This is a genomic window from Sphingomonas sp. Leaf5 (assembly GCF_001421155.1).
Taxonomy (GTDB): Bacteria; Pseudomonadota; Alphaproteobacteria; order Sphingomonadales; family Sphingomonadaceae; genus Sphingomonas.
In genome coordinates this window covers 66,871-79,929 of record NZ_LMJZ01000003.1, presented here as the reverse complement: position 1 = coordinate 79,929, position 13,059 = coordinate 66,871, and the positions used below count along the sequence as shown (strand labels likewise).

The following is a 13,059-nucleotide window of genomic DNA, read 5'->3' as shown; positions in this document are numbered from 1 at the left end:
GCTGACCGGCGTTGGTGCGAATGCACGCCGCCGACGCAACGGGCGGTGCAGAAGCGTCAATCCAGCGCCATCGCCTGCGCGGCCAGTGCTTCCGCTTCGACCAGCAGCGCGTCGTCCGCCGACCCCTGCGTCACCCGTTCGCGGCCGATCAGGACCAGTACCGGCACCGCCAGCGGGCTGACCCGTTCCAGCGTGACGTGCCGCATCCGGGATTGGGCGGTTTCGAGCAAGACCGCCAATCGCCCGACATCGGTCATTCTTGCCCGCGCATCCTCCCACGCCGCCTGCAACAGCAGATGGCCGGGTTCGTATTTGCGCAGCACGTCGTAGATCAGGTCGGTCGAGAAGGTGACCTGCTTGCCGGTCTTGCGCTTGCCGGGATGCTGACGTTCGACGAGGCCGCCGATCACCGCCACTTCGCGAAAGGCGCGTTTGAGCAGCGCGGAGCCCTGCACCCAGTCGACGAATTCATGTTCGAGAATGTCGGGGGAGAACAACGCCCCCGGATCGGTAATCGGTTCGAGCGCGTAGCAGGCGAGCGCATAGTCGTTCGACACGAAGCCGATAGGCATCAGCCCCAACGCCTCCATCCGCCGCGTGATCAGCATGCCGAGCGACTGGTGCGCGTTCCACCCTTCGAAGCTGTAGGCGACCATATAATGCCGCCCGTCATGCGGGAAGGTTTCGACCAGCAATTCACCCGCGCGCGGCAGCACCGATCGCCGCGCCTGTATCTCCAGCCATTCACGCACATCGTCGGGGAAGCGGTGCCATTCGCCGGCATCGGCAAGGAAGCCGCGCACCCGGTCGGCGAGGTTGGTCGACAGCGCCATGCGCGTGCCGCCATATTTGGGAATGCGCGCCGGCTTGCTGGTCGCGCGGACGACCAGATCGGTCAGCTCGATCTTCTCGACCTCTAGGCTCAAGCCGGAGAAGAAAAAGGTATCGCCCGGCGACAGGGTCGAGGCGAAATATTCCTCGACCGTGCCCAGCCGCCGCCCGTTCTTGAACCGCACGTCGAGCGTCGGGGCGTCGACGATAATGCCTGCGTTCAGGCGGTGTTGCGCGATGAAACCCGGTTTGGTGACGGTCCAGCGGCCGTCGCTCCCCAAGCGCAGGCGCTTGAATTTATCATATGCCTTCAGCGCGTAGCCGCCCTCGGCGATATAGTGCAGGACGCGGTCGAACGTATCGCTGTCGAGGGCCGAATAGGGCAGGGCTCCACGCACTTCGTCGAGCATCTCGGCGGTATCGAACGGTTCGGCACAGGCGCAGCCCATCAGATGCTGCGCCAGCACGTCGAGCGTGCCGGGGCGAAACACGTCGCGGTCGAGTTCGCCGGCATCGACCGCGTCGAGGGCCGCCTGCGCCTCCAGAAATTCGAAGCGGTTGCCGGGCACCAGCAGCGCCTTCGACGATTCGTCCAGCCGGTGGTTGGCGCGCCCGATCCGCTGGAGCAGGCGCGACGACCCCTTGGGCGCGCCCATCTGGATCACGCAATCGACATCGCCCCAGTCGACGCCGAGATCGAGGCTGGCGGTGGCGACCAGCGCGCGCAATCGGCCGTCGGCCATCGCCTGTTCGACCTTGCGCCGCGCCTCGCGGTCGAGGCTGCCGTGGTGGACGCCGATCGGCAACTGGTCGTCATTCGCCTTCCACAGATCCTGAAAGATCAGTTCGGCGAGGCTGCGGGTGTTGCAGAAGACGATGGTCGTGCGGTGGGCACGGATTTCGCGCATCACCTGTTCGGCGGCGTAGCGCCCCGAATGGCCCGACCATGGAATGCGTTCCTGTGGCAGCAGGATGCGGATATCGGGTTCGGCCCCCGCCTCGCCCTGAACCAGTGCCACCGTATCGATATCGCCATCGGGACCGAGCCATGCGCGATAGCCATCGGGATCGGCGACCGTCGCCGACAGCGCGACGCGGCGCAGCGCGGGCGCGAATTTCTGCAACCGGGTCAGGCACAGCGACAACAGGTCGCCGCGCTTGTCGGTGGCAAAGGCATGGACTTCGTCGATGACGATCGACGAGAGCGACGCGAACAGCGTGTCGCTGTCGGGATAGGACAGCAGCAGGCTGAGCGATTCCGGCGTCGTCAGCAGGATATGCGGGGGTTTGGCGCGCTGGCGTGCCTTGCGGTCGGAGGGGGTGTCGCCGGTGCGCGTCTCGACCCGGATCGGCAGCCCCATGTCGGCGATCGGGGTCAGCAGGTTGCGCTGCACGTCGACCGCAAGCGCCTTCAGCGGCGAGATGTAGAGGGTATGGAGTCCGTCGCGCGGGGTGTCGATCAGGTCGACCAGCGTCGGCAGGAAACCGGCCAGCGTCTTGCCCGCCCCGGTCGCGGCGACCAGCAGGGCATGGCGTCCGGCGCGCGCCTGTTCGAGCATCTCGAGCTGATGGCGGCGGGGGGTCCAGCCGCGTGCGGCGAACCAGTCGGACAGGGGAGCGGGAAGGTTTCGCACGAACCACGATGTAGGATCGCGGTCGCACGACTGCAAAGCGGGCGGGGCGCTTCCATGCCCCGCCCGTCGCCGAACTTACTTCTTGTCCGTGCCCGAGGCGCCTTCGATCGCCGATCCGGCCGACTTCAGGTCCTTGCCGGCGCCGTTCACCGTGTTGCACGCGCCGAGCGTGACGGTGGCGGCAAGGGCGACGATGAGACCGATCTTGCGGGTCATGATGATTCTCCTTCTTGGTAAAACCGGGTTGTGGCGGGTCGAGATACGCCGACCCGCCACCTACACTCAGCGCAACTTACGACGTGCCGCCGTGGTTGCACCGAAACTTGCCGCTGCCGCACCGATCAGCAGTGCGAGCACGAGAACGAACGAGGTGCCTGCAGCCGCGCCGGCTGCCTTGTCGGTCGCCGACTTGGCGGTCGCGACCGCTTCGTCCCTGGTCTGGACGAACTGCTGCTTGGCGCGCGTCACCTGTGCCTGCGCCTCGGGGCGGCTGATCTTGCGCTGTGCCGCGACGATATCGACGATGCGGCTCTCGGCACGCTGGCCATCGGCACCGCCACGGGCGAGCGCGGGCAGCTGCTTGGCGATTTCGGTCTGCGCCTGTTCCGGAGTCATCTGCGCCGGATCATTCGGCGCGTCCGACAGATAGGCGGCGGCTTCGCCGCGCACGTCCTGCGCGACGTCCTTCACGTCATTGGCATCGACGCCGGCGACCGACGCGGCAGCGGGTGCTGCCGACGCGACCGTACCCACCGCACTGCCGGCCGTACCGGCGACCGCGCCAACGGTGCGGAACGCGCCGCCGATGATGCCACCGACCGCCGAGGTCAGCAGATACAGCGTCAGGATCAGCGTGACGCCCCACACGACCAGCCCATGGACCAGCGCGTCGAACCGTTCGGTCACGCCCGACACGCGTGCCGCGGCATAGCCGCCCGCGCCCAGCGCGACGACGGTGGTGATCAGCCAGTAAATGCCTGCGCCGATGCCGAAGCCGGCGGCACCGGGGGTGGTGCCTTCCACCGGATCGACCATCGTCAGGCCGATGCCGGCACCGAGGATGCCGAGCACCAGCTGTACCGCGACCGCGATCACGACCCCGGCGAATACCGCGCCCCACGAGATACGGGTCGGCGTCTTGTCGACATATGCGGGGTCTGCCGGCCGGTAGCCGGTGTTCTGATTGGTCGCCATAGTTACTCCTGTTGATTACGGATCGCTTGCGGCTCAGCGCCGCGAGGATTTATCTTTGTCGGCAGTTTCGCCCGCGGCCTTTTCGGCCGAGCCGCGATCGCGGGCGATGTCGTCGCCGATCAGCTTGCCGATCGCTTCGTGGACCGATCCCCTGGCGTCGCAGACCGACGGCTTGTCGTCGGCACCCTTGGGGCGGGGGGAAGTCTTGTCGTTCATTCGGCTGCCTCCCGATCGCCGGTTTCCAGCCGCGCGCCGTCGTCGAAGCCGCGGCTGCGTGCCCATGCCACCGCCGCGATCCGGCGATTGACGCCGATTTTCGCGTAGATGCGGGCGACATGGTTGCGCACCGTGTTGGACGATACGTCCAGCGTGCGCGCGATCGTCTTGTCGTCCTGACCCCGACAGATCAGCGCCAGCACGTCGCGTTCGCGCGCGGTCAGGTCGTTCAGGCCGGGACCGCTCCTGTCCCCCGGCGGCGTGCGCAGCCGGGCCAGCTTGTCCATCACCGACCGGCTGAACCAGCTGGTATCCTTCATCACCGCCTCGATCGCCTCGACCAGCTCGACTTCGGTAGCCTTGCGCTGAGTGATGTCCTGCATCGCCCACAACACGCAGGCACCGTCGCCCAGCCGGATCGCTTCGGTCGACACGATACAATCGAGGATCGCGCCGTCCTTGGCATGGATGCGTACCTCTTCCTCGCGCAGAGCCTGCCCAGCATCGATCGCCGCCTCGACACGGCACCGGACCGCGGGACTCTCCCAGAGACCGACGTCGCCGAGCGGCCGGCCGATGATCTCCTCGGGCGAATAGCCGGTCATCTGCACGAAGCTGGCGTTCACCTCGCACAGCAGATGGCCGTCGCGCGCGCCGATCGCCATCGGCACCGGCGCCATCTGGAACGTCCGGGTGAAGCGTTCCTCGCTGTGTCGCAGCGCATCCTGTGCGCGGCGGCGGGGTTCGAGATCGGCGAAGGTGAACAACAGGCACGGTTCGTCGCCCATCTCGATCGGCTGTCCGGCGACGATCACCAGCTTGGTCTCGCCGTTCGGCAGGTCGAGTTCGGCCTCCATCTGCGGAATGGTGCGCCCGTTGGCCAGCCGTTCCTTGGCCAGATCGCGCCGCTCGGCACCGCGCAGCACGTCGATGTCGTACACCGTACGGTCCAGCACCTGATCACGGTCATAGCCGGTCATGTCGAGGAACCCCTGATTGACCTTCACGAACCGCAGATCGCGCAGGCGGCAGATGACGGCGGGGGCGGGGTTCGCGTTGAATGACTGTTCGAACCGGTCCTCGGCCTCATATTGCGCGGTCACGTCCTGCACGATCAGCACCAGACAGGCCGGATCGGCATCGTCGGCATCGTTCAGGACGAGGCTGCGCACTTGGTGCGTCCAGCGCGGCCTGTCCTCGCCCGCGACCGTCACCTCGACCACGACTTCCGAAAAACGGTCGCCCGATACGACCCGGTCGATCGGATAGTCGTCGGCGGACAGGCGGTGGTTGTTGCGATAGTGCAGCTGAAAGCGCGACCGGTATTCGTCGACCGTCGCCCCCAGATCGGCAATATTTTTCACGCCGTGCATCGCAAGCGCGGCGTCGTTCGCCCATAACAGGCTCTGATCGGGATCGATCAGGATCACGCCTTCGTCGAGACCGACGATGATCTGCCGCAAATGCCGCAGATCGGCCGTCTCGCGCAGCGAGGTGAACGACGCCTTCGTCATGCTGCGATCAGTCGTGCCGTCCGTGGATCAGCCAGCCCAGACCATAGCCGAGCGCGATCGCACCCAGTGCCCAGACCAGCGGCTGTTCCTGTGCGGCGCGCACGGTGGTCTCGCCGCCGCGCTGTGCGGCATCGGCCACCTGCCGGCCGGTCGATTCCAGACGGTCGCGGGCGTCCTTCAGCAGGCCCGGTGCGCTGTCGATCGCGTCGTTCAGGATCGACTTGGCGCGGCCGTAGCCGTGCTGCGCACCGCCCGCGACCTGATCGACCACGCCATCGGCCTGCCAGTCGCGGCGGCCGGCGACATCGCCCACGGCCTTTTCGACCTTGCCGGTCGCATAGCGGATGCCGCCTTCGAATTCGTCGCTGTTCATCCATTGTCTCCTGTATGCATGAATGGGATCGGGGCGTCAGGGCAGGACGTTGCAACCCGCCGCGGCCTTGCCGACCGCCAGCGGGATCGCCGGGTCCTTCAGCTCGCCGGCGACGCGGATCAGGTCGCCGACGGTCAGGACGCCCGGATTGGGATCGTTCTTCCCGTATGCGGCGGCGGCGCGGCCGAGTTGCTGCAACTGTCCAAGCGACAGATCGCCCTGCAGGCGGGTACCGACGCAATCGGCACGCGGCGCATCGAGACCATAACGCTGCAAGCCCGTAGAGATACGGGTGGCGGGTGCAGCACATGCCGATAGCGTGGCCGCACCGATCAAGATCAGCGCCAAAGGTTTCATGGTCGGTTCCTCCGACCGGGGCGTAAAGGTGCGACCGGTTCGGGCGCATCAACCGACCGGCCGGATTACCGTTCCTGGTATTTCTGCCGTAAGGACTAGTAGTAAACTACCATATCGTTAGGGATGCTTCGCGACGAACCGTTGCAAATTCGATGTCAGACGAATTGCAAAGCGATATTTATATTGTGCTTTCAGGCGGTTGTCTTGCGGGTGCTGATGCTGTGGCGGTCGAGCCGGTTTTGCTCGCATCATGGTGATAGCGGATGCAATCGATGGCCAATGTACGGTATCGCACAATCGCCGCTTACCATAGATCGGTGATCAACTGATCCAGCCGCGCCTTGCAGTCGCGGGTCAGCGCGATCCAGCAACGGCGACCATCGGCCGGATCGGGCTGACGCACGACCAGCCCGGCTTCTTCCATCAACGATACCCAGCGCAGCCAGGTGGTCGATGGCACCCGGATCATCGGTGCCACCGCCGACACCGACATCGGCCGGCCTTCTTCCTCGGCGATGTAGAGCTGGAACAGCGCGTCATAGACCGGATCGGTCACCTTCACCGGATACAGGCCGGCGATGCGGTTCTTCATCGCGATCAGGCGGCGGGCGCGTCCGGCGTTTTCCGACGGGCCGTCCTCGACCATGCCGGATCGTACCCGTCGCGCCGCAGCCGGTGGCGGTGGCGCAGTGTCCCCGCAAGGATCAGCAGGAGCGTCGGATACGCGCTCATCGCGTGCAGGATCAGGTAGACGTCCCGATAATAATGGGGAGCGTACCAGATCGCCAGTTGCAGCATCACGCCGACGATCAGAATCGCGCTTAGCCATACCGGCCAAAACCTTTCCGCCAGCATCGCCAGCGTACAAATCACGAGGGTCAACACCATGTCGACCACGAAAATGCCGATTTCCCGACTGCCGAAGATCCGGTTCGATGCGACCGCGATCGTGGCGGCGACCGCGAACAGGATCGCCGATATCGCGATCCGTTCGGGGGCGCCGCCGCGGCGGAGCGTCCAGACCGATACGGTCAGGAGCAGCGTCAGATAGAGCCAGGCGTTCACGCGACCGGCGGACCGTTCAGGCCGCCAGCGGCAGCGTGGAACGGGTCGGTTCGGGATCGCCGGTCGTCGGAAAGACGTCGCCGTGCGAGGTCGACGTGAAGAAGGCGTGTTCGATGCCGATCTCGTGCATCCGCTTGTGACAGCGGCCGAGATGGGCGCGGGCCTCGACCGCGAGCATCATCGCCTTGGCCGCATCGGTCAGCGGCGCCTGGATCGTGCCGAACTGGAGTTGCAACTGGCCGCGATCGGCGACCATTGCCTGGATCATCGCCGCGGCCGACACGATGGCGTCGTCGTTCGACCGTTCGGCGGTCAACAGGCCGTGGGTGATATCGGTGACCACCGGATGCAGTGGTTGGTACATGGCTTACCCCCTTCGTCGCTCAAGGACGCAGGCTCGCGAAGATCGACACGAGACCCACGGCAGCGACGACGGCCATCGCCAGCGCGGCGCACAGTGCCACCACCAGCCCGACGATCATCAACGTGCGCCCCCCCATGCCGATGCGGTGCGGTTCGGTCGTCCGTTCGAGATAGAGCAGGCGGGACAAGGTACCGCCGGATCGATTCCCGGTCTGCGAAGCGGATGGTGGGCCGGGGGCGGGGGTCGGCTCAACCCGTTCGAACATACCCCTATCATCGATGGGGGCCGCCGAAACGACGGTTTCCGCAGGCGAAACGGGGATGGCACCCAGCATCCGCGCCGCTTCCTTGCGGTTGCGCGCCCCCAGTTTCTGACGGGCATCGGCGAGATAGCCATTGACGGTCGCGACCGAAATGCCGAGTTCGACAGCGATCTGTCCGGTGTCGTAATGCAGCGCCACCAGTTCGAGGCAGCGTCGTTCGCGCGGTGTCAGGCGGGCAAGGGCTTCCGATTCGGTCACAACCCGACGTTTACCGCCATACCCGACCTTTCCAACGGTCGTGCATATTGATTGGCGGAAAAATCTGACATCGGTACGCCAAACGCCGCGCATACAGGGCGATGCAGGTGCCGGTGCGGGCGCGGTATGGGCGTCACGACCGGCTATGCCCGCCGGGTCGCGTCCGTCAGCTTCAGTTCGTCGAGCAAGGCGGCGAAATGCGTCAGGGCGGCATCGGTCGGGCCGGGATAGGGGCCCTCGGTCGGCTGGTCGCCGATATAGCCCATATCCGCCTTCCCCTCGGGCAGGCTGTAGAAGCCCAGGATGAGGAGGTTGCGCAGCCGGTCCATGAACGCGACCGGCTGGGCCATGGCCGGCGACGGGGTGGCGACGGTCAGCGCGTCGAGCAGCGTCGTCCGCCGGGCGGGCGTCGATGCGGCGAACGTCGCGCCGTGCAGCGCCCGGCTCTGCGCATCGAGCCAGAGGAGGCCGGCGAGCACCCTGCCGCGATCCTCCTGCTGTCGCGGATAGGGGGCGCTGATCCATTCGTCGATGAACGCACCCAAGCCGAGCGTGCCGGCCCCGGGCGATGCCTTGTCGGCGGGCAGGATCAGGTCGCCGAGCAGGTCGATGGTGGCGCGCTGCCCCTTGGTCAGGGTGAGCGGCCATGGCACCTTGGGATCGGTCAGGTCGGGATCGCGGCCGTAGCCCTTTGCCGGCGGCAGGTCGGGGACCTGCGCGGGCCAGTCGACCACCGCGAAGGGCGGCGGGATGCCGGCGTCGCTCGCCACCGGGCCGATGGCCGGCAGCCGTGCGGTCAGCGTCAGGGCGGTCGCGGTCGCGAACCATTGCAGGGTCGTGCGGCGGCTGAAGGTCATGCGAGCGCTCCCGACCGCAGGCGCGTCGCCAATCGTTCCGAGGCGCGCAGCGCGAGCGCGAGGATGGTGAGGGTCGGATTCTTGTGCGGTCCCGATGCGAAGGCGGCACCGTCCATCAGCACGATATTGTCGACGTCCCAAGTCTGGCCATAGCCGTCGACGACCGAGGATCGCCGGTCGCTGCCCATGCGCGCGGTGCCGAGTTCGTGGATGATCTCGCCGCCCGCCGTCATGATCTTTTCGGGCGGCAGGTCGGGGTCGAGGATGGTGCCATTCAGCCGGCGGAACACCGAATGCGCGGCACGACGGCCATGTGCGACCTGATTGATCTCATGCTGCGACCATTTGAACGCGAAGCGCAGCACCGGAATGCCGAAGCGGTCCTTCACGCCCGGATCGATCTCGCAATAGGAATCCTTGTTGGGGATCATCTCGCCGCGCAGCACCAGCCCGATCGTCGCGCCGGAGCGTTCGCGCACCGCCTGTTTCAACGCCGGTCCCCATGTGCGTGGCAATGCGGTGTCGGGCGGAATGCCGAACCGGCCGTTGATTTCGAAATGATAGCCGCGCGCGAAATCCAGTTCGCCGCGATGCTGCTGGCCGTACAGCCAGAACGGGATGTAGATGTGCTGCCCGCCGATCCCGTCCTCGTTATAGCGCGGGCGGTTGGCGAGGCCGGGAATATAGGCGCGGAACGACGCCCCGGTGGAATCGGTCAGGTTGCGGCCGAGTTCGCCCGAGGTGTTGGCAAGGGCGCGCCCGTCCTGCCCCGAATTGAGCAGCAGGCGCGTCGTCTCGCCGGTACCGGCCGCCAGCACGACCGCGCGCGCCGTGACCTGGTGGCGCATGCCGGTCTTGCGATCGACATATTCGACGCCGCCGGCGCGGTTGCCCGACGCCATCACGATCCGCGACACCATCGCATCGGTGACGACGCGCAGCCGCCCGGTCGCCTTCGCCATCGGCAGCAGCGAGGTCGTGGTCTGGAACATCGCACCGATGGTGCAACCGCGCGTACACGGCGTCGCGTTGAAACAGGCGCTACGCGGCGCGACCGGGTCCGGCATGTCGCGGGTCAGCACCGCCGTATGCGCGGCGCGCACGGGAATGCCGATGCTTTCGGCCGCCGCGGCGATCAGCATTTCGGGCACGCGGGGCTTGGGCGGCGGCATCAGGCAGTCCGCCGGCGAATCGGGGTGGTTTTCCAGTCCGATCGGCCCGCCATTGACGCCGATCATCCGTTCGACCCGGTCGTAGAACGGCGCGACCTCGTCATAGCCGATCGGCCAGTCGACCCCCAGCCCGTCGCGGGAAAAGGGTTTGAAGTCGTACGGACCGAAGCGCGGCACGTGCCGCCCCCAGTGGTTGGTGCGTCCGCCCAGCATCCGGGGACGATACCAGCGGAAATCGGTGCCTTCGCGCATCGTGTACGGTTCGCCATCGACCTGCCAGCCGCCATCGACCGTCGCGTCGAAATAGCCGAACGGCTTGTCGGGGGTGCCCGTGCCGCGCAGCGGTGCCGCGCTTTCGGGGGCGAACATGTTCACCTCCTTTTGCGGATCATAGTCGCGCCCGGCCTCCAGGATCAGGCAGCGGAGCCCCGATTTGGTCAGGCTGTACGCCGCCATCCCGCCCGCCGCGCCCGACCCGACGATGACGACGTCGATCGCGGCGTCGGCCGCGCCGGTCATTTGGCCGCCCCGGTGGCCGATGGCCCGATCGGGCGCAGCTTGATGTTGCGGAACGCGACCGGTTCGCCATGGTCCTGCAGGCCGATGACCCCGCTGGGGAAGGTGCCGAACTGCGGCATCCCGGCGAATTTCGATCCCGCCACCCGGCGACGCCAGCCTTCGTCGCCATAGGAAACGTCGGCGGTCGGCGTCCCGTTCAGCCATTGCCGGATCCGGCCGCGCTCCACCAGCAGGCGGGCATGGTTCCAGCTGCCGGCCGGTCGCGCCGCACCGGCGGGGGGCACCGTCATGTCGTACAGCGCGCCGGCGCGGTGCGTCGGAATCTTGCCGTCGGAATGGCCGGCATCGTCGAGCACCTGCATCTCCAGCCCGGTCTGATACAGCAGCGGCGCGCCCGGTACCTTCCGCGCCAGATAGAGGATGCCGCTATTGCCGCCGCGCGCCACCTTCCAGTCGAGCGTCAGTTCGAACGCGCCATAGCGACCGGCGGTCACCAGATCGGTTCCGCTCATCTGTCCGTCGGCCTTGATCAGCGTCAGCGCGCCGTCGCGGACCGTCCATGTCGCGGGCGGTGTCCCGCCGTCGAACGATCGCCATCCCGACAGGTCGCGCCCGTTGAACAACAATCGCCAGCCCTGCGCGCGTTCCTGCGCACTCAGGACATTGTCGCGAACCGGTCCGGCGGCGAGCGGCGAAGCGAGCATCACCATGGCCAAGCCGATGCCGAGTGCCGTGCGCATGGGGGTTCTCCTGTCGATCGGCGTGCTTCGGCGCCGCCGTTGCCACAGGCTTACCGACTGTGCGTTCGTTTTCAAGGCGCGTCCGCCCCCGCGACCGAAGCTGTTCCCGATCGTTATCCGGCGCACAGGAGATTGCCCGATGCACCGCCCCCGTCCGATCACAGCTTGCCCCCGCCGCCGGCGAGGCACCGAATGCGCGGCTACGGCCGGCATGGCATGGTGAGCGTCGCGCTGCCCCCGGCACTGGCCGATTGGCGGGAGGCACCGCGCGTCCGGGCGCGCAACGCGTGCGGCGTCGCGGACGGTGGACGCTACGTACTGTGCTGGCTGCAACAGGCGCTGCGCGCGGACGACAATCCGGTGATCGACGCGGCGATCCGTCTCGGCAATGCGCTGTCGCTGCCGGTGCTGGTCTATCACGGCGTGCGCGAGGATTACCCATACGCCTCCGACCGGCTGCACCATTTCATCCTCGGGGCCGGTCGCGATCTGGCGGCGGGATGCCGCGCGCGGGGGCTGACCTGCGTCCATCATATCGATCGGGCGGGCCACCGTGAGAAGGGGCTGGTCCACCGCCTCGTCGCCGATGCCGCCGCGCTGGTGGTGGAGGATCAGCCGACCTTCGTCGCACGCTGGCAGGTGGATCGCGTCGCCGACCGTGCGGCGGTCGCGGTCTATGCGGTGAATGCCGCCTGTCTGGTGCCGCCCGCCGCCATCGGCGACGGGATCGGCGGCCGGTCGGGCTTCCTGCGCCGCCACGAACCCGCGCGCGGGGACTGGATCGATGCCGATGTCGAAAAGCCGATCGTCGCGCCCTGGGTCGGAGATTTGCCGTTCGCGCCCGACCGGCTCGACACGATCGACCTCGACGCCATCGTCGCGGGTCTGGCGATCGACCACAGCCTGCCGGCCAGCGCCGCCTTTCCCGCCGGGCGCACGGCGGCGGAGGAGCGGTTGGCGCGGCTGATCCGCGACGTGCTGCCGGGCTATGCCACCGCGCGCAACGACGCGACCCGGCGCGACGGGGCCAGCGGCCTGTCGCCCTATCTCCATTTCGGGGTCCTCGGCCCGCGCGAGGTGATGCGCGCGGTCGGGGACGCCGATGCAGGCGCCAAACACCGCACCAAATTCGCCGACGAACTGCTCGGGTGGCGCGAATGGTTTCACTATCAGGCGCGCGCACTGGCCGCGCCCGAACGCTATGACCGGGTCGCGGCATGGGCACGGACGACGCTGGCCGATCATGCCGGCGATCCGCGCCCCGATCTGGAAAGCCTGTCGGCGATGGCGCGCGGCGAGACGCGCGACGAGAGCTGGAATGCCTGTCAGCGCCAGTTTCTGCGCTTCGGCTGGATGCACAATAACCTGCGCATGTACTGGGCGAAACGGATCATCGCGATGACGCCCGATCCCGAAACGGCATGGGCGACGGCGTGCTATCTGAACAATCGGCTCAGTCTCGATGGGCGCGATCCGGCGACCTATGGCAATATCGCGGCGATGTTCGGCGGTTCGCCTGGCGACCGCGACCGGCCGGTCTATGGCCGGGTCGCCACGCGGGGCGACGGATCGACGCGCCACCGCGACGGCGGCGATGCGTGGCTGGCCCAGGCGGCATCGCGGCCGGTGCCGGCGATCGATGTCCCGGCCGATGTGCCGCGTGACCGCTATTCGATGCCCTGACCGATCGCATCGGGAATCAC

At 67.3% G+C, this 13,059-nt stretch carries 15 protein-coding genes; 1 reads left to right on the top strand and 14 read right to left on the bottom strand.

The annotated features are described in order from the left end of the window. Positions 1–56: 56 nt before the first annotated feature. From ASE50_RS04610 to ASE50_RS04550, 14 genes are all read right to left on the bottom strand, one after another. Entirely contained in the window at positions 57–2,465 is a 2,409-nt protein-coding gene (locus ASE50_RS04610) for a ligase-associated DNA damage response DEXH box helicase (protein ID WP_082438796.1), read from the bottom strand. Between the two features lie 75 nt (positions 2,466–2,540). Beyond that, positions 2,541–2,681, bottom strand: coding sequence for an entericidin A/B family lipoprotein (locus tag ASE50_RS18130; protein WP_082438795.1), 141 nt, complete (start codon positions 2,679–2,681; stop codon positions 2,541–2,543). Positions 2,682–2,747: 66 nt separating this feature from the next. Next, positions 2,748–3,659 carry a hypothetical protein gene (locus ASE50_RS04605; RefSeq protein ID WP_056396287.1) on the bottom strand — a complete coding sequence of 304 codons (912 nt, stop codon included), beginning with the start codon at positions 3,657–3,659 and terminating at the stop codon, positions 2,748–2,750. Positions 3,660–3,692: 33 nt separating this feature from the next. Then, positions 3,693–3,875: a hypothetical protein gene (locus tag ASE50_RS04600; protein ID WP_056396286.1), complete on the bottom strand. Its 183-nt coding sequence runs from the start codon at positions 3,873–3,875 to the stop codon at positions 3,693–3,695. Beyond that, positions 3,872–5,389, bottom strand: coding sequence for a helix-turn-helix transcriptional regulator (locus ASE50_RS04595; protein WP_056396283.1), 1,518 nt, complete (start codon positions 5,387–5,389; stop codon positions 3,872–3,874). The genes ASE50_RS04600 and ASE50_RS04595 overlap by 4 nt, the downstream gene beginning before the upstream one ends. A gap of 7 nt (positions 5,390–5,396) precedes the next feature. Next, positions 5,397–5,762: a CsbD family protein gene (locus tag ASE50_RS04590; protein WP_056396280.1), complete on the bottom strand. Its 366-nt coding sequence runs from the start codon at positions 5,760–5,762 to the stop codon at positions 5,397–5,399. Between the two features lie 36 nt (positions 5,763–5,798). Beyond that, a complete protein-coding gene (locus ASE50_RS04585; protein WP_235512158.1) occupies positions 5,799–6,038 on the bottom strand; it encodes a hypothetical protein in 240 nt (79 codons plus the stop codon). Positions 6,039–6,423: 385 nt separating this feature from the next. Then, the gene (locus ASE50_RS04580; protein ID WP_056396276.1) at positions 6,424–6,765 is read right to left on the bottom strand and encodes a MarR family transcriptional regulator; all 342 of its coding nucleotides are present in this window, start codon (positions 6,763–6,765) and stop codon (positions 6,424–6,426) included. After that, the gene (locus ASE50_RS04575; protein ID WP_056396273.1) at positions 6,717–7,184 is read right to left on the bottom strand and encodes a hypothetical protein; all 468 of its coding nucleotides are present in this window, start codon (positions 7,182–7,184) and stop codon (positions 6,717–6,719) included. The genes ASE50_RS04580 and ASE50_RS04575 overlap by 49 nt, the downstream gene beginning before the upstream one ends. A 16-nt stretch (positions 7,185–7,200) precedes the next feature. Beyond that, a complete protein-coding gene (locus tag ASE50_RS04570; RefSeq protein WP_056396270.1) occupies positions 7,201–7,548 on the bottom strand; it encodes a hypothetical protein in 348 nt (115 codons plus the stop codon). A 19-nt stretch (positions 7,549–7,567) separates the two neighbouring features. After that, positions 7,568–8,068 carry a helix-turn-helix domain-containing protein gene (locus tag ASE50_RS04565; protein WP_056396265.1) on the bottom strand — a complete coding sequence of 167 codons (501 nt, stop codon included), beginning with the start codon at positions 8,066–8,068 and terminating at the stop codon, positions 7,568–7,570. 143 nt (positions 8,069–8,211) lie between these two features. Continuing rightward, the gene (locus ASE50_RS04560; protein ID WP_056396262.1) at positions 8,212–8,925 is read right to left on the bottom strand and encodes a gluconate 2-dehydrogenase subunit 3 family protein; all 714 of its coding nucleotides are present in this window, start codon (positions 8,923–8,925) and stop codon (positions 8,212–8,214) included. Beyond that, positions 8,922–10,616: a GMC oxidoreductase gene (locus tag ASE50_RS04555; protein ID WP_056396260.1), complete on the bottom strand. Its 1,695-nt coding sequence runs from the start codon at positions 10,614–10,616 to the stop codon at positions 8,922–8,924. The genes ASE50_RS04560 and ASE50_RS04555 overlap by 4 nt, the downstream gene beginning before the upstream one ends. Beyond that, on the bottom strand, positions 10,613–11,356 hold the full coding sequence (locus ASE50_RS04550; RefSeq protein WP_200909476.1) for a DUF1080 domain-containing protein: 744 nt from the start codon (positions 11,354–11,356) through the stop codon (positions 10,613–10,615). The genes ASE50_RS04555 and ASE50_RS04550 overlap by 4 nt, the downstream gene beginning before the upstream one ends. Positions 11,357–11,548: 192 nt before the next feature. Between ASE50_RS04550 and ASE50_RS04545 the strand changes: the two genes are divergently transcribed. Beyond that, positions 11,549–13,039: a deoxyribodipyrimidine photo-lyase gene (locus ASE50_RS04545; protein ID WP_235512156.1), complete on the top strand. Its 1,491-nt coding sequence runs from the start codon at positions 11,549–11,551 to the stop codon at positions 13,037–13,039. The last annotated feature ends 20 nt before the right edge of the window (positions 13,040–13,059 follow it).

Excerpts from the sequence above, each read along its gene's own strand:
- ASE50_RS04550 (WP_200909476.1), bottom strand. The coding sequence starts at position 11,356 with ATGCGCACGGCACTCGGCATCGGCTTGGCCATGGTGATGCTCGCTTCG.
- ASE50_RS04600 (WP_056396286.1), bottom strand. The coding sequence starts at position 3,875 with ATGAACGACAAGACTTCCCCCCGCCCCAAGGGTGCCGACGACAAGCCG.
- ASE50_RS18130 (WP_082438795.1), bottom strand. The coding sequence starts at position 2,681 with ATGACCCGCAAGATCGGTCTCATCGTCGCCCTTGCCGCCACCGTCACG.
- ASE50_RS04555 (WP_056396260.1), bottom strand. The coding sequence starts at position 10,616 with ATGACCGGCGCGGCCGACGCCGCGATCGACGTCGTCATCGTCGGGTCG.
- ASE50_RS04580 (WP_056396276.1), bottom strand. The coding sequence starts at position 6,765 with ATGGTCGAGGACGGCCCGTCGGAAAACGCCGGACGCGCCCGCCGCCTG.
- ASE50_RS04570 (WP_056396270.1), bottom strand. The coding sequence starts at position 7,548 with ATGTACCAACCACTGCATCCGGTGGTCACCGATATCACCCACGGCCTG.
- ASE50_RS04605 (WP_056396287.1), bottom strand. The coding sequence starts at position 3,659 with ATGGCGACCAATCAGAACACCGGCTACCGGCCGGCAGACCCCGCATAT.
- ASE50_RS04560 (WP_056396262.1), bottom strand. The coding sequence starts at position 8,925 with ATGACCTTCAGCCGCCGCACGACCCTGCAATGGTTCGCGACCGCGACC.
- ASE50_RS04595 (WP_056396283.1), bottom strand. The coding sequence starts at position 5,389 with ATGACGAAGGCGTCGTTCACCTCGCTGCGCGAGACGGCCGATCTGCGG.
- ASE50_RS04590 (WP_056396280.1), bottom strand. The coding sequence starts at position 5,762 with ATGAACAGCGACGAATTCGAAGGCGGCATCCGCTATGCGACCGGCAAG.
- ASE50_RS04545 (WP_235512156.1), top strand. The coding sequence starts at position 11,549 with ATGCGCGGCTACGGCCGGCATGGCATGGTGAGCGTCGCGCTGCCCCCG.